At 54.6% G+C, this 20,491-nt stretch carries 20 protein-coding genes and 1 other annotated feature; of the genes, 19 read left to right on the forward strand and 1 reads right to left on the reverse strand.

Annotated features, from left to right (window positions below):
• The first annotated feature begins 45 nt into the window (after positions 1-45).
• The 19 genes from spoVE to QJ48_RS24535 all read left to right on the forward strand — a co-directional run bounded on the left by spoVE (position 46) and on the right by QJ48_RS24535 (position 19,623).
• Entirely contained in the window at positions 46-1,143 is a 1,098-nt protein-coding gene (gene spoVE / locus QJ48_RS24445; protein WP_054976042.1) for a stage V sporulation protein E, read from the forward strand.
• A gap of 9 nt (positions 1,144-1,152) precedes the next feature.
• Positions 1,153-2,226, forward strand: a complete 1,074-nt coding sequence (locus QJ48_RS24450) for an undecaprenyldiphospho-muramoylpentapeptide beta-N-acetylglucosaminyltransferase (protein ID WP_054976043.1) — start codon at positions 1,153-1,155, stop codon at positions 2,224-2,226.
• A gap of 197 nt (positions 2,227-2,423) precedes the next feature.
• A complete protein-coding gene (murB, locus tag QJ48_RS24455) occupies positions 2,424-3,329 on the forward strand; it encodes a UDP-N-acetylmuramate dehydrogenase (protein ID WP_054976044.1) in 906 nt (301 codons plus the stop codon).
• Positions 3,330-3,344: 15 nt separating this feature from the next.
• On the forward strand, positions 3,345-4,613 hold the full coding sequence (gene murA / locus QJ48_RS24460) for a UDP-N-acetylglucosamine 1-carboxyvinyltransferase (protein ID WP_054976045.1): 1,269 nt from the start codon (positions 3,345-3,347) through the stop codon (positions 4,611-4,613).
• Between the two features lie 251 nt (positions 4,614-4,864).
• Positions 4,865-5,788 carry a cell division protein FtsQ/DivIB gene (locus tag QJ48_RS24465; protein WP_054976046.1) on the forward strand — a complete coding sequence of 308 codons (924 nt, stop codon included), beginning with the start codon at positions 4,865-4,867 and terminating at the stop codon, positions 5,786-5,788.
• 182 nt (positions 5,789-5,970) lie between these two features.
• The gene (gene ftsA / locus QJ48_RS24470; protein ID WP_054976047.1) at positions 5,971-7,218 is read left to right on the forward strand and encodes a cell division protein FtsA; all 1,248 of its coding nucleotides are present in this window, start codon (positions 5,971-5,973) and stop codon (positions 7,216-7,218) included.
• A 49-nt stretch (positions 7,219-7,267) separates the two neighbouring features.
• Complete coding sequence (gene ftsZ / locus QJ48_RS24475; protein ID WP_054976048.1) at positions 7,268-8,404, forward strand: cell division protein FtsZ; 1,137 nt, start codon at positions 7,268-7,270, stop codon at positions 8,402-8,404.
• Between the two features lie 461 nt (positions 8,405-8,865).
• Positions 8,866-9,765: a sigma-E processing peptidase SpoIIGA gene (gene spoIIGA / locus QJ48_RS24480; RefSeq protein WP_054976049.1), complete on the forward strand. Its 900-nt coding sequence runs from the start codon at positions 8,866-8,868 to the stop codon at positions 9,763-9,765.
• 144 nt (positions 9,766-9,909) lie between these two features.
• The gene (sigE, locus tag QJ48_RS24485) at positions 9,910-10,632 is read left to right on the forward strand and encodes an RNA polymerase sporulation sigma factor SigE (protein ID WP_054976050.1); all 723 of its coding nucleotides are present in this window, start codon (positions 9,910-9,912) and stop codon (positions 10,630-10,632) included.
• Between the two features lie 171 nt (positions 10,633-10,803).
• A complete protein-coding gene (gene sigG / locus QJ48_RS24490; protein WP_010491950.1) occupies positions 10,804-11,586 on the forward strand; it encodes an RNA polymerase sporulation sigma factor SigG in 783 nt (260 codons plus the stop codon).
• Between the two features lie 295 nt (positions 11,587-11,881).
• Positions 11,882-12,181 carry a YlmC/YmxH family sporulation protein gene (locus tag QJ48_RS24495; protein ID WP_054976051.1) on the forward strand — a complete coding sequence of 100 codons (300 nt, stop codon included), beginning with the start codon at positions 11,882-11,884 and terminating at the stop codon, positions 12,179-12,181.
• Positions 12,182-12,279: 98 nt separating this feature from the next.
• Positions 12,280-13,140, forward strand: a complete 861-nt coding sequence (gene pgeF, locus QJ48_RS24500; protein WP_054976052.1) for a peptidoglycan editing factor PgeF — start codon at positions 12,280-12,282, stop codon at positions 13,138-13,140.
• Positions 13,141-13,219: 79 nt separating this feature from the next.
• Positions 13,220-13,909: a YggS family pyridoxal phosphate-dependent enzyme gene (locus QJ48_RS24505; RefSeq protein WP_157261743.1), complete on the forward strand. Its 690-nt coding sequence runs from the start codon at positions 13,220-13,222 to the stop codon at positions 13,907-13,909.
• Between the two features lie 29 nt (positions 13,910-13,938).
• On the forward strand, positions 13,939-14,364 hold the full coding sequence (locus QJ48_RS24510; protein WP_036677368.1) for a cell division protein SepF: 426 nt from the start codon (positions 13,939-13,941) through the stop codon (positions 14,362-14,364).
• 28 nt (positions 14,365-14,392) lie between these two features.
• A complete protein-coding gene (locus QJ48_RS24515; RefSeq protein ID WP_054976053.1) occupies positions 14,393-14,662 on the forward strand; it encodes a YggT family protein in 270 nt (89 codons plus the stop codon).
• A gap of 26 nt (positions 14,663-14,688) precedes the next feature.
• The gene (locus QJ48_RS24520) at positions 14,689-15,471 is read left to right on the forward strand and encodes an RNA-binding protein (RefSeq protein ID WP_054976054.1); all 783 of its coding nucleotides are present in this window, start codon (positions 14,689-14,691) and stop codon (positions 15,469-15,471) included.
• A gap of 119 nt (positions 15,472-15,590) precedes the next feature.
• The gene (locus QJ48_RS24525) at positions 15,591-16,070 is read left to right on the forward strand and encodes a DivIVA domain-containing protein (protein WP_025853401.1); all 480 of its coding nucleotides are present in this window, start codon (positions 15,591-15,593) and stop codon (positions 16,068-16,070) included.
• A gap of 60 nt (positions 16,071-16,130) precedes the next feature.
• Positions 16,131-16,399 (forward strand) — a binding site (T-box leader).
• 50 nt (positions 16,400-16,449) lie between these two features.
• Positions 16,450-19,218 carry an isoleucine--tRNA ligase gene (gene ileS, locus QJ48_RS24530; RefSeq protein ID WP_054976055.1) on the forward strand — a complete coding sequence of 923 codons (2,769 nt, stop codon included), beginning with the start codon at positions 16,450-16,452 and terminating at the stop codon, positions 19,216-19,218.
• Positions 19,219-19,296: 78 nt separating this feature from the next.
• Entirely contained in the window at positions 19,297-19,623 is a 327-nt protein-coding gene (locus tag QJ48_RS24535; protein ID WP_025853398.1) for a DUF5665 domain-containing protein, read from the forward strand.
• Between the two features lie 5 nt (positions 19,624-19,628).
• Here QJ48_RS24535 and QJ48_RS24540 read toward each other — a convergent pair whose 3' ends face one another.
• Complete coding sequence (locus tag QJ48_RS24540) at positions 19,629-20,399, reverse strand: TraR/DksA C4-type zinc finger protein (RefSeq protein ID WP_054976056.1); 771 nt, start codon at positions 20,397-20,399, stop codon at positions 19,629-19,631.
• Positions 20,400-20,491 lie beyond the last annotated feature (92 nt).

Genomic DNA, 20,491 nt, shown 5'->3' on the forward strand with positions numbered 1-20,491 from the left:
CGAAGGTTCCTTCCCAGATTACCGAGAGGTAGAGGTGTGGGCGGTATGGTGAAAGCACGTTCGACTCCGGATTGGATGATGTTGGGCTCCACGCTGCTGCTGCTTGCCGTTGGCGTGATTATGGTTTACAGCGCCAGCGCGGTGCTTGCGTTTCGCGAGTTCGGCGACTCGCTGTACTATTTGAAACGTCAAGCGCTGTTTGCGGCGCTCGGCATCGCAGCGATGATTTTTACGATGAACACCGATTATTGGATCTGGAAAAAATATGCCAAAATCATTTTGATCGTCTGCTTCATTTTGCTGGTCGCTGTGCTTATTCCGGGCATCGGGGTCGTTCGCGGAGGGGCGCGCAGCTGGCTCGGGATCGGTTCGTTCGGGATTCAGCCGTCCGAATTTATGAAAATGGGCATGATCGTGTTTTTGTCCAAATGGTTGTCCGAGCAGCAGAGCTCCATTACGCATTTTACCCGGGGGCTGCTGCCGCCGCTTGGCCTCGTCGGCCTCGCTTTCGGAATTATCATGCTGCAGCCCGATCTGGGAACGGGCGCGGTGCTGGTTGGTGCCTCACTGCTGATCATCTACACGGCGGGAGCCCGGCTGCTGCATTTATCGTATCTCGGGCTGATCGGGATTCTCGGATTCGTCGGCTTGATTATTACGGCACCCTATCGGCTGAAGCGGATTACCGCTTTTCTCGATCCGTGGCAGGACCCGCTTGGCGCGGGCTATCAAGCGATTCAATCGCTTTACGCGATCGGTCCCGGGGGACTGGTCGGCCTCGGTCTTGGCATGAGCCGGCAAAAATACAGTTATTTGCCCGAGCCGCAAACGGACTTTATCTTTTCCATCATCGCAGAGGAGCTCGGCTTTATAGGCGGCTCCTTCGTGCTGCTGCTGTTCACCCTGCTGGTCTGGCGGGGGCTGCGTACGGCGATTACTGCGCCGGATACGTTCGGCAGTCTGCTTGCGACGGGCATTGTCGGCATGATCGCCGTCCAGGTCATCATCAACATCGGCGTCGTGATCGGCATGTTTCCCGTCACAGGCATTACATTGCCGCTAATCAGCGCCGGCGGCTCTTCGCTAACGCTGATGCTGACCTCGATCGGCGTGCTATTGAACATTTCCCGGTATTCGAGGTGACCTTCCTTTATGAAAAAAATCGTCTTCACCGGCGGCGGTACGGCCGGTCATGTGACGCCGAATTTGGCGGTGATGGCCAAGCTGCGCAAGCTCGGCTGGGACATGGAATATATCGGTTCCAAGGATGGAATCGAGAGAGAAATTATCGAGCACGAAGGGGTTCCGTTTCATCATATCGCTTCGGGCAAGCTGAGACGTTACTTTGACGCCAAAAACTTTAAAGACCCGTTCAAAGTGCTGCAAGGCGTCGGCCAGGCTTACCGGCTGCTGGGCAAAATTAAGCCTCATATCGTATTTTCCAAGGGCGGCTTCGTTACCGTACCGGTTATCGTTGCCAGTAAACTGAGGGGGATTCCCGTCATTTCGCACGAGTCCGACTATACTCCGGGCCTTGCCAACAAGATTACGATGCCCCTCGTCTCCCGTATTTGCGTGACTTTTCCCGAAACGTTGAAGTATGTCAGCAGAGACAAGGCGGAACGCACCGGTCTTCCGATCCGTGAGCAAATCTTGGACGGGAAGGCGTCCCGCGGACTGCAAATAAACGATTTTCATTCTCAAAAGCCGGTCCTGTTGATTATGGGCGGCAGCCTTGGCGCCCAGCGGATCAACCAAACGGTTCGCGAATCGTTAGAGGCGCTGCTGGAGCGGTTTCAGGTCATTCATATTTGCGGGAAAGGAAACACCGATCCCTCCTTCGACCGAATCCGGGGCTACCGGCAGTATGCGTACGTAAAGGACGAGCTGCCCGATCTGCTCGCCTGCGCCGATCTGGTCGTCTCGCGGGCAGGCTCCACCTCCATCTTCGAATTTCTTGCGCTGCGCAAGCCGATGCTGCTCATCCCTTTGACCCGCCAGGCGAGCCGCGGAGACCAGATTCTTAACGCGGAATCGTTCCGGGGCATGGGTTACGGCAAAGTATTGTTCGAAGAGGAGCTGAATCCGGAGTCGCTGATCTCCAGTCTCTGCGGTCTGTCTGTGGAGCAGGATGAAATTCGGCAGCGGATGGAATTGAATCCGTACGGCAACGGCACCGATCACATCGTAAAGCTGATCGAAACCTATTGCTTACCTCGCGCCTAGTGAATTTTGCACTAGGCGATTGTCACACTCTGATACGTTTCACATAAACTACACTATACCGTGACAGACACTTGGCGAAGCGGCGCGCAGCCCGGGCGCAAGAAAGCAAGAGCTCAACGCGTGCCGCCAGTCCTTGGTTCCGGAGCTCGTTTCCCGGAAAGCCGGACGCCGCGTCGTTCTGTGAAGGAGGTTTTCCCATGCAACAGGTCATAACGGAATTGCTGAACGGGTCCTGCGGCGAGTTGCGGCTGAACGAACCGCTCGCCCCTTACACCACGTGGAAAATCGGAGGTCCGGCCGACATTTTGCTCATTCCTCGTACACGATCGCAGCTTATCGATGCGGTAAAGCTGCTGAACCGGCACCAGACTCCATGGACGGCGCTGGGACGGGGCTCCAACATGCTTGTAACCGACAAAGGGATACGGGGCGTGGTCATCAAGCTCGGGGATGCTCTGGAAACCGTACGGTTCGAGGGGGAACTCGTCTATGCCGGCGGAGCCTATTCGTTCATTAAGCTGTCGGTGATGGCGGGCAAGGAAGGTTTGACCGGCCTGGAGTTCGCGGGGGGCATTCCGGGAACCGTGGGAGGCGCCGTCTACATGAATGCCGGGGCGCACGGGTCTGATGTGTCACGCATCTTATTGCGGGCTGAAGTACTGCTCCCGACAGGGGAGTTGGTGACGCTGAACAATGAGGATTTGGCTTATGCTTACCGACATTCGATTCTGCAGACGAAGCCGGGGATTGTGACTGAGGCGGTATTCCAGTTGCGGTATGGGGACCGCAAGGAGATTGCCGCTACACTCGCGTCGTACAAAGATCGGAGGCTGCGGACGCAGCCGCTGCAGCTTGCTTGCGCCGGAAGCGTCTTTCGCAATCCTCAAGGACACTTCGCCGCCAAGCTGATCGAGGAAGCCGGACTTAAAGGCCTTCGGGTCGGCGGAGCCGAAGTATCGCCGCTGCACGCCAACTTCATTGTCAACACCGGGCAGGCGACGGCCCACGACGTGCTCACCCTGATCGAACAAGTCAAGACTGCCGTGAACGAGAAGTTCGGCGTCTCCCTTGTACCTGAAGTATTGGTGGTGGGTGAGCGGTAAATCGGAGGTGGGACTTTGGAAAAGTTGGTTATCGAAGGCGGGAAACCTCTCTCGGGAGCCATCAGAATTCACGGTGCGAAAAACGCCGCTTTGCCCATTCTGGCAGCCAGCATCATGGCGGAAGGAACGATCACGATTGAGAACGTGCCGGATTTGTCGGACATTCACGTGATGCTCGGTATTTTGCGGGCGCTGGGATGCAAGGCGGAGTTGGTCGGGGATAACGTAACCGTGAGTACGAACGCCGTTCATCAGTTTCATATTCCCGAAAGCCTGATGAGCCAAATGCGATCCTCCATTTTTTTGATGGGCCCGCTCCTTTCCCGTCTCGGACGCGTGGAGCTGTATCAACCGGGCGGCTGCGCGATCGGCGAGCGAAAAATCGATCTGCACCTGCAAGGGCTGGCAGCCCTGGGAGCGCTAATCGAGGAAAACGGCAGCCAGATCGTATGCACGGCCAATGAGCTCCAAGGTGCGGAAATCGTGCTCGATTATCCGAGCGTGGGCGCGACCGAAAACATCATGATGGCCGCCGCGATGGCCCGGGGGATGACGACGATCATCAATGCGGCCCGAGAACCCGAAATTCAGGATTTGCAAAACTTTTTGAACGCCATGGGCGCTCGTATTATCGGAGCCGGTACGGATACGATCACCATTGAAGGCGTTTCGGAACTAACCCCCTGTACTTACCGGATCATTCCCGATCGCATCGTAGCCGGCACTATGATGATTGCCGCTGCGGTTACCAGAGGAAACGTGACGCTGGAGAAGGTTTGTCCGGCTCATCTGACCTCCGCCATTCACGTGCTCAAGCGGGCAGGTGTTCAAATCACAATTAACGGTGATATAATGAACGTGTGCGCCCTCAGCCGGCCGAAATCGGTGGAGAGGATCGTAACTTCGCCTTATCCGTCGTTCCCCACGGACCTGCAATCTCAAATCATGGTGCTGCTCAGTCTTGCCGACGGGGTAAGCATCGTGAAGGAAACCGTATTTGAAGGACGATTCAAGCATGTAGACGAACTGTCGCGCATGGGAGCGGATATCCGGGTCGATTTGAACTCGGCTTATATCCGGGGAGTGCCTAGACTGTATGGCGCCACCGTGGAAGCGACCGACCTTCGGGCCGGCGCTGCGCTCGTCATCGCCGGATTGGCGGCTCAGGGATCAACCGTCATCGAACAAATCCATCATATCGACCGGGGGTACGACCGGATTGAACTGATGCTCGCGTCCCTTGGGGCGGGCATTCATCGTACGACGCCGGTGCCTACGGAGTAGCACTTTATACATCCATATGACCACAGCCGCTGGAATATCCCTTTTTCCATGGGAGAAGGGATACCCTGCGGTTTACATATTCCGTATTTGATTTGCTTTATCGCGCAGGTGATGCCGGCAAATGCGGGGGAGGACGACCGTTCCGGCCCAGCCCGCGGACGGCTCCCGTCCTGTCCGGGACAAGCTGCCCGGCGCAAAAGCGTACAGAGCCTGCCATGCGGGCTTTGTTGCGTTCAGAAGAGGAGGCACCTATGGAAGAAAGACTCCCAGTGATCAAGAAACCGAATCCGAAAAGCCGGAGCAGCAAGAAGCTGCTGGTGTTTTTATTTATCTTTTTTATTACGCTTCTGCTGATTCTCTTTTTCCAATCGTCGCTCAGTAAAATAACGGAGATCGAGATTCAAGGGCAGCAGTTGATATCCAAGGAGGAAATCGCCCAAGCGGCCGCCGTCAAAGCGGGGGACCATTTCTTTTCCGTCTCATCCTCCAAAGTCGAAACGCAGGTCAAAGCGCTAAGGATGGTCGAATCCGTCGAAGTGTCCAAAAAGTTCCCGGGGCGCCTCATCATACAGGTGCACGAGTACCCGAAGGTAGCCTACCAAGTTGGGGAGAACGGCCAGATCGAGGCGCTGCTCGCCGACGCCAGCGTTGTGCCCGTTAATGTTCAGGGCGTTGCGCTGGACAAGCCGATCTTGACGGGATGGTCGAAGGACGATCCGCTCAAGGTCAAGCTGTGTCTGGCCATGTCCAAGCTGCCGGCCGCTTACTTCTCCGACGTGTCCGAGATCAAGCCTTCGCCGACACTTCCTTATCCCGATAAAATCAAGATGTACACCCGATCCCATTATGAAGTGCAGACGACGATCGAGTATTTGCCCGAAAAGATGAAATATTTGGATTCTTACATCGCCAGCCTGCAAAGTAGTAAAATATCGGGGGGCGTGATTACGATGCTCGAAGCGGACACGCATGCCCCTTTTGACAAGGAGTCGGGCAAAACGAACGCCAAGGATATAAAAGACAGCGCGGAAGGAAAAGACAGCAAGGATAGCAAGGAAGGTAAGGACGGTAAGGACGGTAAAACCCCCGCTTCCAAAGAGACGGACAAGCGCGATAGCGCATCATCGTCCGCTGACGAAAAGAAGCCGGAAAGCCAGGAAACGGCCCGCAACTGAGCAAAAAACTCTACTCAACCTACTAGAATAGTGCTAGAATTGAAATTATGGTATAATTTAAGCCTGGCCGTGAAAAAAAATGAACTAAAAAAGAGGGAATTGCCGAGCCGTGTGGAATATCTACAGGAGGTTTTGCTGACCAAGGCTCATATCGAAATTATTGTCACAGGAGGTGCCACGGGTTGAGCAGCAATGACATCATTGTTAGTTTGGACATCGGTACATCCAAAGTTCGTGCTATTATTGGGGAAGTCGTTAACGGCGCCATTAATATAATTGGAGTTGGATCTGCCGACTCGCAGGGAATTCGCAAAGGAGCGATCGTGGATATCGATCAAACGGTCCAGTCGATCCGGAGCGCAGTGGATCATGCCGAGCGAATGGTCGGAGTGCAAATATCGGAAGTGTACGTTGGAATTTCCGGCAATCATATTGCGCTGCAATCGAGTCACGGGGTCGTGGCGGTATCGAACGAAGACCGCGAAATCGGCGACGACGACATCGAACGGGTCATTCAGGCGGCGAAAGTGATTCCTTTGGCTCCCGAACGCGAGATTATCGGCGTTGTGCCGAACCAATACGTAGTAGACGGAACGGATCAGATTCACGATCCCCGGAGCATGATCGGAGTTAGACTGGAAGTCGAAGCGACCATCGTTACCGGTACGAAAACGGCGATACATAATTTGCTTCGCGTCGTGGAGAAATCCGGGCTCAAGGTAGCCGGACTTATCTTGATGTCTCTGGCCGCAGGCCATCTAGCTTTGTCCAAGGACGAAAAGGCTGTCGGAACCGTACTGGTCGATATCGGGGCGGGCGCTACGACGATCGCCATTTTTAACGAGAACAATCTGGTTGCTACATCGACGCTTCCGATTGGAGGCGAGTTCATTACGAACGATATTGCTTACGGCTTGCGGACGCAAGCGGACATCGCCGAGAAGATCAAGCTGAAATTCGGGTGCGCCGTCGTCGAGCATGCAGCGCCTGATCAAGTGTTCAAGGTTAACCGGATCGGCAGCAATGTGGACAAGGAATTTTCCCAGGTCGATCTGGCGAACATCATCGAGCCTCGGGTACAAGAAATATTTCATCTGATCGGTCTTGAAGTTCAGAGGCTTGGCTTCACCGATCTGCCAGGCGGTTATGTGCTCTCTGGCGGAACGGTTTCGCTGCCCGGCGTATTGAATGTCGCCCAAGTGGAGCTGGCGTCTTCCGTTCGTATTGCCGTTCCCGAGTTCATCGGCGTGCGCGACCCTGCTTTCACGAGCGGCGTAGGGATTATCCAGTACGCCTCCAAATATTTGCGGCATGCCAAACAAAGCTCCGGCGTCAAGAAGCTGGTCACGACGAAAAAAGCGTCTTCCGGTCAAGAGCAAAAGCCCTCGGCCATGGAACGTTTCAAAAATTGGTTAAGCGAATTTATTTAAACTCGGGTAGCTTGCACGATGAAAGCCTAATGAGGGGGAAGACGCTAGTATGTTTGAATTTGATATGGACATGGAAGGATTTGCCAAAATAAAGGTAATCGGCTGCGGCGGCGGCGGAAGCAACGCTGTCAACCGGATGATTGATACCGGCGTGAAAGGGGTCGAGTTTATAACGGTCAACACCGACGCGCAGGCTCTGCATCTTGCCAAATCGGAGATGAAGCTGCAAATCGGGGACAAGCTCACGCGCGGTCTTGGGGCTGGTGCAAATCCCGAGGTTGGAAAGAAGGCGGCTGAGGAGTCGCGCGAGTTAATCGCCAATGCGCTCAAAGGCTCCGACCTCGTCTTTGTTACCGCCGGTATGGGCGGGGGTACAGGGACAGGCGCTGCGCCGGTTATCGCCGAAATCGCCAAAGAGTGCGGCGCGCTGACCGTCGGCGTTGTGACGCGTCCGTTCCGTTTTGAAGGATTGAAGCGCGCTCGACAAGCGGAGCAAGGAATTGCGGCTCTCAAAGAAAAAGTCGATACGCTCATTATTATTCCGAACGATCGTTTGCTCGAGATTGTTGACAAGAAAACGCCGATGCTGGAAGCGTTCCTTGCGGCGGACAACGTATTGCGTCAAGGGGTTCAAGGGGTTTCCGACCTGATCGCCGTTCCCGGCTTGATCAACTTGGACTTTGCCGACGTAAAAACGATCATGACCGAGCGCGGCTCGGCTTTGATGGGCATCGGCTACGCTTCGGGTGAAAATCGTGCGGCAGAAGCCGCCAAGAAAGCGATCAGCTCTCCGCTGCTTGAAACGTCGATCGACGGCGCGCGCGGCGTTCTGCTCAACATCACGGGCGGCAACAACCTGTCGCTTTACGAAGTCAACGAAGCGGCTGATATCGTAGCCGATGCCGCCGACCCGGAAGTTAATATGATTTTCGGTGCGGTTATTGACGAAACCTTGAAAGACGAGATTCGGGTGACGGTTATCGCCACCGGTTTCGAACATCGCGAAGCGGCATCACCTGCCAAGAAACCGGCAGCTACCGGAACAACGGCATCCGCCAGCCAATCGCAGGAGCCTGTAGACAACCGGCTTGGCAACCTCCGTCCATTCGGAGGCCAATCGTCGAACGACCAGCTCGACATCCCGGCTTTCCTTCGCAACCGCAACCGCAACGGCTTCGACAAATAATGAACTAATCTATGGTTATTATATTGTTAATCCACAGCCGCCTCTAGCGATAGAGGCGGCTGTGCTTTTTTTCGCCTCCTCACGTACCGAGAGGCATAAATTTCTACTCCTTCCTCGGTTGGGAGGAGTGAGTCCTTGCCAGATCAGCTTGTGTGGCGGAGAGCAGCGTATGTGCCGTAGAGTTTACGTGCCGCCTTTGAACTCGGGTTCTTACCGCAAGGTAAATTGAATAGAACCCGAGTTCAACAGCGGCCGAAGGCACATACGGCTGCTCGCAGCCACACGACTGCTGATCAACCTCCATTCCACTCAGTTCCATCACTCACTCTCTCCCAACCCCCTCCTCTCGACAAAAATAGTACCACCCCCTCGGCATGTTTAGACAGACTTTGGAATACGATTGGGATATACTTGTCTCATTCGCGGCAAGCGGGCGGCAAGCTGGGCGGGAGGTAACGAAGATGGTCGTATACGTCGATGTCATTTTCCTCATGAACGTGCTGATCGACGGCGCGCTGCTCTGGACGACGGCCTGGTCGCGCAAGCTCCGTTACCGCCCGTGGCGGTTGGGGCTTTCCGCAGCCATCGGAGGCAGCTATGCGGGGATGCTCTTTTTTCCGCCGTTATCGTTTCTGTTTACGTTTGCGCTAAAATTTGCGCTTTCTCTGCTGATGCTGCTGACCGCCTTCGGATTTAGGGGATTGCAGCATTTTTTGCGGAACCTTGGCGCATTTTATGTCATTAATTTCATGGCGGCCGGTGCCGTCTTCGGGTGCGCCTACTTCTGGCAATCCTCCAACGAAATCGTAAATGGCATCTTGTTCAGCCACGATTTGGGGGTCACGCTGACGATGCTGGCCTTTTCCTTCCCTTTGGCGGTATGGCTGTGCCGGCACGTCCTGCAAGCTTGGAGGCGCAAGCAGGAGCTGACCTCGTTCTTGGCCAAGGTGGAGGTCCATATCGACGAATTTGCTTCCAGTTGCACCGGACTTATCGATACGGGCAATCAACTATACGATCCGCTGACAAAAACGCCGGTCATGGTCATGGAAGCGGCACAGTGGGGAGAGCGCATTCCCGAAGCTTGGCTGGCCAAAATCCGCCGGGCCGAAGTGGATCAACTCGTGACGTCGATCGGTACCGAACCCTTTGTCTGGCAAGACCGTTTGCGCTTGGTGCCGTATCGGGGGGTGAACCGGAATACGCAGTTTATGCTGGCGCTCAAGCCGGACCGGGTCGTTATCACAACGGGAAGCGAGCAGATCGAGGCGAATAAAGTGTTGATCGGACTGGACGGTGGCCGCCTCAGTTCGGACAACGCTTATCAGGCCATCATTCATCCTTCGCTAGTCAACATGTAAACGAGAGGGACCCGATATCTACCGCCTGCTTGCCGCAGCTCAAGGCCGTGCTTGTAAAGGAAGAACGAAGCTTGACCGCAAGAAAGTTGTGTTCACTGGGGCTGACCGGCTATTAAAACGGTACGAATGGGAGGAAGCGTAAACATGATGGTCAAGTGGAAGCTGATGCTGCAAATTATGTATTTTCGCCTGCTGCTGGTGCTGGGGCTCAAGTCGGACGAAATCTACTACATCGGTGGAAGCGAAGCGCTGCCGCCCCCGCTCACACGCGAAGAGGAAGAATATTTACTGGAAAAGCTTCCTTCAGGAGATGCGGCCATCCGCGGCATGCTGATCGAACGAAATCTGCGGCTCGTCGTTTACATCGCGCGCAAATTCGAAAACACAGGCATCAACATCGAAGACCTCGTATCGATCGGCGCAATCGGCTTGATCAAAGCGGTCAATACGTTCGATCCCGAGAAAAAGATCAAGCTCGCCACGTACGCCTCGCGATGCATCGAAAACGAGATTTTGATGTATTTGCGGCGCAACAGCAAAATCCGCACCGAAGTTTCGTTCGACGAGCCGCTCAATATCGATTGGGACGGCAACGAGCTTTTGCTTTCGGATGTGCTTGGGACCGAAAACGACACCATCTACCGCAATATCGAGGAGCAGGTAGACCGGAAGCTTCTCCATAAGGCGCTTGATAAGCTGACGGAGCGCGAACGGATCATCATGGAGCTGCGTTTCGGCCTGCAGGACGGCGAAGAGAAGACGCAAAAGGACGTCGCGGACATGCTCGGCATTTCCCAGTCGTATATTTCGCGGCTCGAAAAACGGATCATCAAACGGCTCCGCAAAGAGTTCAATAAGATGGTGTAAACTGGAAAAAGTTTTTTTCGTCGGCGATGAAAGCGAAACCGTCCTTGCCGGAACTGGCTTTGAACGATTTTCGGGTGACGATGGGGCGGGGAGAGGGCCCGAAAGAGCCGCATAAAAAAGCATTCCGAGGAGATAATTAACAATAATGTTTCTCCTTGGGAGGTAATCACGGTGACCCGAAACAAAGTCGAAATATGCGGCGTCGATACGGCAAAGCTACCGGTTTTGACCAATGCGGAAATGCGTGAACTATTCGTGGACCTGCAAACGAATAACGAACGATCTGCAAGAGAGAAATTAGTCAACGGCAACCTCCGGCTCGTGCTGAGCGTCATCCAGCGGTTCAACAATCGGGGGGAATTTGTCGACGACCTGTTCCAAGTAGGCTGTATCGGACTGATGAAAGCCATTGATAATTTCGATTTGAGCCAGAACGTCAAGTTTTCCACCTACGCGGTTCCGATGATTATTGGAGAGATCCGCCGTTACCTTCGGGACAACAACCCGATCCGCGTATCCCGCTCCTTGCGCGATATCGCTTATAAGGCCCTTCAGGTGCGCGATCAGCTGACGAATCAGAATTCGCGGGAGCCCACGATTTACGAAATTTCGGAAGCGCTCGGCGTGCCGAAGGAAGATGTCGTGTTTGCGCTTGATGCCATACAGGACCCGGTGTCGCTCTTCGAACCGATCTATCATGACGGCGGCGATCCGATCTATGTGATGGACCAGATTAGCGACGACCGGAACAAAGACGTATCGTGGATCGAGGGCATCGCTCTCCGGGAAGCGATGCGAAAGCTGAACGACCGCGAGAAAATGATTTTGTCCATGCGGTTTTTCGACGGAAAGACCCAGATGGAAGTGGCCGACGAAATCGGCATTTCCCAAGCGCAAGTATCTCGGCTCGAGAAATCGGCCATATCCCAGATGCAGAAGCATGTGAAAAACTGACGGGAGCTTGCCCGACCTGCGAAGATCCGACCGACTCGCTACACGCTGCGGGCACGGTCTTTTTTTATAGCCTGGCGAGGACATTTTGCCCAAGTTGCTCATATAGTATAAAAAAGGGCATTTGCGGAACCGGTTTTTTGGATTTTGAGACGTTGGTCGTAGAGTGAAAAGTGATCCGCGGCGAGTTTTTTTCAGGCTGTGTTTGAGCCGAAGCGGATTACTTTTCACTCGCAGACGTGCCGCCAATGAAGCTGCCAAAATCGTTCCGCAATATGCCTTCCCCGGTGGTGACAGCGTGAAAATATCCGATTTCCAAACCAAAGACGTGATCAATATCGTCGACGGCAAAAAGCTGGGCCAAATCAGCGACTTGGAGCTTGATCTCCGGCACGGACGTATCGAGGCGATCGTCGTCCCGAATTCCTCCCGTTTTTTCGGATTATTCGGCGGTGGAACCGATGTGATTATCCCTTGGAGCAACATTGTCAAAATCGGCATGGACGTTGTCCTGGTCAAGCTGGAGGACGTCCGGGCTTTCCGGCAGCAGGAGCCGGCCGATAACGTGTATGAGTACAACCGCCAGTCCCGCGGATAGGGAAAAAGAAGACAGGCGTGCATTCACCCGGACGAACAAGGGTGTTCTTTTTTTTCGCTTCGTGTATACTGAGTAGTAAAAAGACGGGAGGCGGACCCATGGAACCTTTTGTAATCCGACAAGCCGAAAACGGCTGTGAATTGCTTATGCTGGATCGTTTCATGAACGCCTGTCCGGCCGTTACGGCCGGCTTTACGACAAGACGCGGCGGAGTTAGCCGCGAAGCTTTCGGCAGCTTGAACTGCGGGCTTCACGTGGAGGATGCGCCTGCAGATGTGGTTGCGAACCGAAAATTGCTGGCCGAATCGCTCGAGCTGCCGTTCGAATCGTGTACTTACGCGGAGCAGGTGCACGGGAAGGAAATTCAAGTTGTCGGCAGAGGACAGCGCGGCGCAGGCAACGATTCTCGGGAGAAGGCGCTGCAGGGCAAAGACGGCTTCGTGACGAACGAACCGGGGGTCTTTTTGCACGCGTTGTTTGCGGACTGTGTGCCGCTTTATTTTTACGACCCGGTCCGCAAGGCGGTAGGGTTGGCGCATGCGGGGTGGAAGGGGACCGCACTGCAAATCGCCAGGGCAACGCTGGAGACGATGAGTGCGGCATACGGCACCAAGCCCCGGGACGTGAAGGCCGCCATCGGCCCTTCCATCGGCGCATGCTGCTACGAGGTGGATGATGCCGTTATTGCGCGAATGGACAATGTGCTTGAGAAGGTTGCGACGGGAAGCGGCGCCGACGAATCCGGCCGTTCGCCGTTCTACGAAAAAAAGGCCAACGGAAAATACAAGTTGAACTTGCAACAAATAAACCGACAAATTATGATAAAAGCAGGAATTATGCCGTCTCATATCGAAATAAGTGGTTTATGCACAAGCTGCCGTACCGACTTGTTTTTCTCGCACCGCAAAGAGGGCGGAAAAACCGGCAGAATGGCGGCGTGGATCGGACTGCGGGAATAGCGGCTGGGGGACTTCCGGCTTGACAACACCGGGGACCGCCCCATAGCCGAGCAGGCCGAAAGCGAGGTGAATTGACGTTTTGACTATACAACTGCAGGAACGGATTGAAGAAGTCCGCAAGCGCATTGCCGCGGCGTGCGCCCGCGCAGGACGCAGTCCCGAAGAGGTGCGCGTCATCGCCGTGACCAAGTACGTTTCGCTCGAAACGACGGGACAAGCGCTTCGGAGCGGACTGGCGGATGTCGGCGAGAACCGCTGGCAGGATGCCGCTGCCAAATGGGAAGCATTCGGCAGCGAAGGCGTATGGCATTTCATCGGACATCTGCAAACGAACAAAGTAAAGGACGTCGTCGGACGATTCGCGTATATTCATTCGCTGGACAGGCTGTCGCTGGCCAAAGAGATCGAGAAGAAGGCGTCGGCGCTCGGAATCGAGGTTCCGTGTTTTATTCAGCTGAACGTGTCGGGGGAAGAGACGAAATACGGTTTGGAGCCCGGCGAGCTGCTTGATTTTGCGGCGGAGCTGCGGAGCATGAAGCATATTCGTGTCGCCGGCCTGATGACCATGGCGCCTTATGAAGCGGAGCCCGAGGCGACACGTCCGGTGTTTCGCGGCTTGCGCGAGTGGCGGGACCGTCTGAACCGGGAAGCCGTGCTCGATTACGAAGTGACCGGTTTATCGATGGGAATGTCGAACGATTTTGAAGTAGCCATTGAAGAAGGAGCGACTTGGGTGCGTCTTGGTTCGGTCTTGGTAGGTAAAGAGTGACAGAGATGAAACTCCGAGGAGGAAAGGATATGGGCGTAATGAATAAATTCATGAACTTTCTGGGCTTGCAGGAAGAAGAAGAAGTCGTGGAGCGCGAGCGCGTCGTAGAGCATCACGAAGAAGCTGAAACCCCGGCGCAGGAATTGCGTAAAAATAAGGGGAACATCGTCAGCATCCATTCACAAAAAAACGTGCGGGTCGTCTTGAACGAGCCACGGTCTTACGAGGAAACCCAGGAAATTGCCGACCATTTGCGCTCACGCCGACCTGTCGTCGTCAATCTGCACCGGGTCCGGCCGGATCAGGCTACGCGGATCGTCGACTTCCTGAGCGGTACCGTGTATGCGCTCAGCGGTTCCATCTCGAAGATCGGACCGAACATTTTCTTGTGCACTCCGGATACCGTGGAAATTCACGGTTCGATTTCGGAAATGATGCACCATAACGAAGAATAGCGTACTTAGAAAGAACGAGGTGAACAGCTTGTACTCCATTGAAGGTTATATTCGCACTTTAATTGAGATTTATCAGTACGTGCTCATCGCCTACGTTCTGCTCTCCTGGCTGCCGAGCGCGCGAGAAAGCTTTATTGGGGAAATGCTGGGGAAGCTGTGCGAGCCGTATTTGTCCGTATTCCGCCGTTTCATTCCCCCGATCGGCGGGATGATCGATATTTCCCCGATTGTCGCGCTGATTGCGCTTCGTTTCGTAGGGGAAGGAATCGTTGCGGTTCTCCGTTTCATTATCCCCTAGTTTAATATTGCAGGAGACTGAAATCGATGATGCAGGAACATCTATATGCCCACTTCCATCCGGACGAACACCGCTTTGTCGATAAGGCGGAGGAATGGGTGGAGCGGGCCGGACAGCATACGGTCAGGCTGACCGATTTTTTGGACCCGCGGCAGATCTTCATCCTAACCACGCTCGCCAACCGGAGCCCGGACGTGCAGGTGCGATTCGACGGCGGACATCCGGGAGCGGAACGGAAGCGGGCATTGGTCGCTCCGGATTATCGCGTGCTGGACGGCGAGGAGATGGGGATCAGCCTCATTGAAATTACCTCCGAGGACGACAAGCTGAAGGAACTGGACCATGGGGATTTCATGGGAGCGATCCTCGGACTTGGCATCAAGCGCGATAAAATCGGCGATATTTATGTGCGGGAAGATGGCTGTCATTTTCTCGTAGCTTCGGAAATTGCCGATTATATTCGGCTCAATCTCAGTCAGGTGCACCGGCTGCACGTGCGGACAGAGCTGCTGCCGCTCGATAAGCTTAAGGCGACGGAAACGAAGCTGGGCGAGATGTCCCTATCGGTCGCTTCGCTTCGTCTGGACGGCATCGTAAGCGACGTGTACCGGCTGAGCCGGGCCAAAGTGCTTGTTCCGATTAAAGCCGGGCGGTGCAAAGTGAACTGGAAGCAGGAGGAAGATCCGAGCAAGCCGCTGAAGCAGGGCGATGTCGTATCGCTTCAAGGGTTCGGACGCTTCAAGGTGCTGGAAGTCGAAGGGGTAACAAAAAAAGGAAGATACCGTTTAAAAATCGGCAAATATGCGTGAACGCCGATTTTTTTTGTTTGCCGATGCAGGAATATGCCAGCAACTGTCGAATATAGGATTACGCATGCGCGGACAACAAGGATCATAGCTTTTTTGCCAAATTTGCAGGAGGTGCAGCAATGGCTTTAACACCGCTCGATATACATAACAAGGAGTTCAGCCGCTCGTTTCGGGGATATGACGAAGATCAAGTGAACGAATTTCTGGATCAGGTCATTAAAGATTACGAATCGCTGATCCGTGAAAATAAAGAGCTGCAAAATCAGTTGGCCGCGATTCAAGAGCGTCTTGACCATTTTGCCAATATCGAAGAAACGCTTAGCAAAACCATCATCATCGCGCAGGAAGCCGCAGATGAAGTGAAAAATAACGCGAAGAAAGAAGCGCAGCTGATTATTAAAGAAGCGGAGAAGAACGCCGACCGCATCATTAACGAATCGCTGACCAAAGCGCGTAAAGTATCGGTAGAAATCGAAGAGCTGAAGAAGCAGGCATCGATCTACCGGACCCGGTTCCGCACGCTCATCGAGGCGCAGTTGGAGCTTCTTAGCAAGGAAGATTGGAGCTCGCTCGACCGGGTGGAAATCGAGCAGCCATAATGGGCCCAAAGTTGACGTGGAAGCTCATTTCCGCTATACTCCCTGTATAAGTTAACATGAACCAAAGCGATGACTGGGACGAGTACTTGACGTCCAGCGGAGGCCAGCGAACCGGGGGTATGGTGCGAGCCCGGACTTCGGCGGTCAAGGAATATCCCCCAGGAGCATCTCTTGAACCTCGTTCCGGAAGTAAAGAGCATCGGCTGATCCCGTTATCGATCAATGGAGCGAAGACTTCGAGCCGGGCAGCGGCCGTGAATATCACGGGCGATTGCTTCGACGATCGTCGTCTTAATCAGGGTGGTACCGCGAGACTTCTCGTCCCTTAGGGATGCGAGGTCTTTTTTTGTTGCAAATTCAGTTAGGAGTGAGACATTCGATGGATTATGGAAAAACGCTAAACCTGCTGCAAACGGATTTTCCGATGCGCGGCAACCTTCCGCAGGCTGAGCCGAAAATGCAGCAGCATTGGGACGAGACGGACATCTACCGTCAAGTGCAGGAGAGCCGCAAGGGCAAACCGAAGTTTGTATTGCACGACGGACCGCCGTATGCGAACGGCGACATTCATATCGGCCACGCGCTGAACAAAATTTTAAAGGACATTATCGTCCGTTTCAAAACGATGCAGGGCTTCGATGCGCCTTACGTGCCGGGCTGGGATACGCACGGCTTGCCGATCGAGCAGGCCATCACCAACAGCGGCAAAGTGGACCGGAAAAAAATGAGCGTGCCGGAGTTCCGCGACTATTGCAAAGACTACGCTTTGCAGTGGGTGGAGAAGCAAAAAGCGCAGTTCAAGCGTCTCGGTATCCGCGGCGATTGGGATCACCCGTATATTACCCTGCTGCCTGAATACGAAGCTCAGCAAATCCGTGTTTTCGGCGGGATGGTGACGAAAGGATACATCTACAAAGGGCTGAAGCCGGTGTACTGGTCGCCTTCTTCGGAAAGCGCGCTGGCGGAGGCTGAGATCGAATACCGCGACAAGACGTCGGCTTCGATCTATGTAGCTTTCGACGTGCAGGATGGCAGAGGCAAGCTGCCTGCGGACGCCGCTATTGTCATTTGGACGACGACGCCTTGGACGCTGCCGGCGAACCTTGGGATCAGCATTCATCCGGATTTCGACTACGTGCTGGTAGAAGCGGGAGGCCGGAAGTTTGTGCTGGCGCAAGGATTGCTCGAAGCGGCGGCCAAGGAGATCGGCTGGACAGATGTGAACGTTGTACAGACGTTCAAGGGCAGCGAGCTGGAGCATGTGCTCTGCCGCCATCCGTTCTACGACCGGACGTCGCTCGTGATGACCGGCGAGCACGTGACGCTGGAAGCCGGGACGGGCTGCGTGCACACCGCTCCGGGGCACGGGGAAGACGACTTCGTGATCGGACAAAAATACGGTCTCGGCGTCTTGTGTCCGGTGGACGACCAAGGGCATATGACCGCGGAAGCGCCGGGCTTTGAAGGGCTGTTTTACGATAAAGCCAATAAAGCGATCACAGAAAAGCTTCAGGAAAGCGGCCACCTGCTCAAAATGAGCTTTATTCAGCACCAATATCCGCATGACTGGCGGACGAAGAAGCCGGTCATTTTCCGGGCGACCGAGCAGTGGTTCGCATCGGTAGATAAATTCCGCCAAGCGATGCTGGACGAAATCAAGCGCGTGAAGTGGACGCCGGAATGGGGCGAGATTCGCCTTCATAACATGATCGCCGACCGCGGCGACTGGTGTATTTCCCGTCAGCGGGCGTGGGGCGTGCCGATTCCGATCTTTTACTGCCGCAGCTGCAACGAGCCGTTGGTCAACGAGACGACGATCGAGCATGTCGCTTCGATTTTCGAGAAGGAAGGCTCCAACGCCTGGTTCCTGCGTGAAGAGAAGGAGCTGCTTCCGGCGGGTGCCGTCTGCCCGAAATGCGGTCACGACCATTTCCGCAAAGAAACGGATATTATGGACGTATGGTTCGATTCCGGGTCCAGCCATTCGGCAGTGCTCGAAACGCGGGAAGACCTGCAATGGCCGGCCGATCTGTATCTGGAAGGCTCGGATCAATACCGCGGCTGGTATAACTCGTCCTTAATTACCGGTGTGGCGGTCAAAGGACAAGCGCCGTACAAGGGCATTTTGAGCCACGGCTTTACGCTGGACGGCGAAGGACGCAAAATGTCCAAATCGCTTGGCAACACGATCGATCCGAACCAGATGTGCAACAAGCTGGGCGCCGATATTTTGCGCTTGTGGGTATCTTCGACCGATTTCCAAGCGGACCAGCGTATCTCGGACAACATTTTGAACCAGATTGCCGAGAGCTACCGGAAAATCCGCAATACGCTGCGCTTTTTGCTCGGCAACCTGTCGGATTTCGATCCGGCCAAAGACCGCGTAGCCGTAGAACAAATGAGCGAACTGGACCGCTTCGCGCTGCTGCGTCTGCACCGGATGACGGATCGTGTCATTAAGGCGTACGATAATTACGATTTTCACGTGGTATATCAGACCGTGAACCATTTCTGCGCGGTCGATATGAGCGCGTTCTATCTGGATATTTTGAAAGACCGGCTGTATGCCAGCCTGCCGTCCGATCCGGCCCGCAGAGCGGCGCAAACCGTATTATACGATGCGCTGACGGCAATAACTAAGTTGATTGCTCCGATTTTGCCGCATACGGCCGACGAAGTATGGAAATACATTCCGGGCACGACACTGCCGAGCGTACAGCTCGCGGAGCTGCCCGCGGTCGATGCAAGCTTGTTTGATGCGAATCTGGAACAAAAATGGGAAAAGTTCAGCGGCGTGCGCGACGACGTGCTGAAGGCGCTTGAGGAAGCGCGGAAGGAGAAGCTGATCGGCAATTCGCTCAGCGCCTCGGTACATCTGTACCCGAATGCGGAGACGTACGAGCTGCTCGGCGGCTTTGAGCGGTTGGATCTGTTGTTTATCGTTTCCGCGGTGAAGGTACACCATCCTGACGAAACAGCCCCTGAGGGAGCTCAAACATTCAAGGGACTTGCCGTAAAAGTCGCTGTGGCCGATGGGGAGAAGTGCGAACGCTGCTGGATCGTTACGCCGGAGGTCGGTCATGACTCCGAGCGCCCGACGCTGTGCAAACGCTGCTCGGAAGTGTTGAAAGCCGGCACTGCAGGCTGAGGGGCTAGCGAGCCATCCATGGGGGGTGAAGTTCTTCCCATGGAAAGCTCGTTATTTGAACCCCGGGAGGGTTGCACAATGGAACAGACGACGAAAAAGAACGATCAGGAAAAACTGCTTGAGCAGGTGCACAAAAAAGTGAGCGAAATTGCCGCGAACATCGAACGGACGCAAATTGCCGATTACGTACTGCTCATGAACAGCCCGATCCGCCTGATTTGGACCAACCTGCTTGCCGGGATTTCACGCGGCGTAGGTATTGCGATCGGATTTACCGTGTTTGCTTCCACGATCCTGTATTTGCTGCAGGCACTTAACGTATTGAACTTGCCTATTATCGGAGACTATATCGCCAGTATTGTCAAATATGTGCAGTTTCAATTGGAAGGAAGAAGAACGTACTAGCCCATTTACGAAAAACGGTCTTCGGCCTCTTCCTCGGGTTCGAGCAGGCCGTCTCCTTCGCCGCTGCGCATATAGTGTTGGTACGCCTTGTTGCGGACAACCGTGACCTGACGGCCGTACATGTCGGTGGCAAGGAAGCTTTCGATTGGTTCGACATATCCTTCGGTCTCGTCGGCTTCGATCTGCATCTCGTTGTAGCTGTCGGATTCGTTCGGATCGTCGGCCATCGCCGGCGTATTGGACGTTCCCCAGCTTTCGACGATTTGCCAAGCGTCTTCGCCGTCGAATTGATTTTGCCCCTCACGCTCGTCCAAGCTTGTTCTTCCGAACGGCGGGTCAAGAAATTTTTCTTCCGCGGGACGGCGTTGGGACATATCGGGGTCGGGTACATGTTCTACGCAATAGGCGGTTGTAGGGACGGCTTCCAGCCGTTCGTGCGGAATCGGCTGCCCGCATACCCGGCAAATGCCGTATTCCCCCGATTCCATACGTGTCAGAGCTTCGTTGATGTCGGTAAGCTGGTGCTCGGCATTTTCGTGAAGAGCGATATCTTTGCCGCGCTCGTACATCTCGGTGCCCAAGTCGGCCGGATGGTTGTCATAGTTGGAAAGCTCTCCGGTCTGGACGCGCATGGAATCGCCGAGTCCCATATGCTCGCGCGATTCCAAGTGCCGCTCCAGCCATTGCTTTTCTTCCGTCAGCTTGGCTTTGAGCGCTTGGAGCTGCTGCCCGGTAAGCGGACCGGATGAACCGGATTCGAACGGAAGGTTTGTCAAGAAAAGCGCCTCCTTTTGATTAAAGCAAGCAAGTATCGTTATTTTTCGCGCTGCCCGTTGTTTTTAGCTAGGTAAATGTATGCAGGTTTTCA

It is taken from the genome of Paenibacillus sp. A3 (assembly GCF_001399685.1).
GTDB lineage: Bacteria > Bacillota > Bacilli > Paenibacillales > NBRC-103111 > Paenibacillus_G.

Excerpts from the sequence above, each read along its gene's own strand:
- spoVE (WP_054976042.1), top strand. The coding sequence starts at position 46 with ATGGTGAAAGCACGTTCGACTCCGGATTGGATGATGTTGGGCTCCACG.
- QJ48_RS24450 (WP_054976043.1), top strand. The coding sequence starts at position 1,153 with ATGAAAAAAATCGTCTTCACCGGCGGCGGTACGGCCGGTCATGTGACG.
- murB (WP_054976044.1), top strand. The coding sequence starts at position 2,424 with ATGCAACAGGTCATAACGGAATTGCTGAACGGGTCCTGCGGCGAGTTG.
- QJ48_RS24465 (WP_054976046.1), top strand. The coding sequence starts at position 4,865 with ATGGAAGAAAGACTCCCAGTGATCAAGAAACCGAATCCGAAAAGCCGG.
- ftsZ (WP_054976048.1), top strand. The coding sequence starts at position 7,268 with ATGTTTGAATTTGATATGGACATGGAAGGATTTGCCAAAATAAAGGTA.
- spoIIGA (WP_054976049.1), top strand. The coding sequence starts at position 8,866 with ATGGTCGTATACGTCGATGTCATTTTCCTCATGAACGTGCTGATCGAC.
- sigE (WP_054976050.1), top strand. The coding sequence starts at position 9,910 with ATGATGGTCAAGTGGAAGCTGATGCTGCAAATTATGTATTTTCGCCTG.
- pgeF (WP_054976052.1), top strand. The coding sequence starts at position 12,280 with ATGGAACCTTTTGTAATCCGACAAGCCGAAAACGGCTGTGAATTGCTT.
- QJ48_RS24510 (WP_036677368.1), top strand. The coding sequence starts at position 13,939 with ATGGGCGTAATGAATAAATTCATGAACTTTCTGGGCTTGCAGGAAGAA.
- QJ48_RS24520 (WP_054976054.1), top strand. The coding sequence starts at position 14,689 with ATGATGCAGGAACATCTATATGCCCACTTCCATCCGGACGAACACCGC.
- QJ48_RS24525 (WP_025853401.1), top strand. The coding sequence starts at position 15,591 with ATGGCTTTAACACCGCTCGATATACATAACAAGGAGTTCAGCCGCTCG.
- ileS (WP_054976055.1), top strand. The coding sequence starts at position 16,450 with ATGGATTATGGAAAAACGCTAAACCTGCTGCAAACGGATTTTCCGATG.
- QJ48_RS24535 (WP_025853398.1), top strand. The coding sequence starts at position 19,297 with ATGGAACAGACGACGAAAAAGAACGATCAGGAAAAACTGCTTGAGCAG.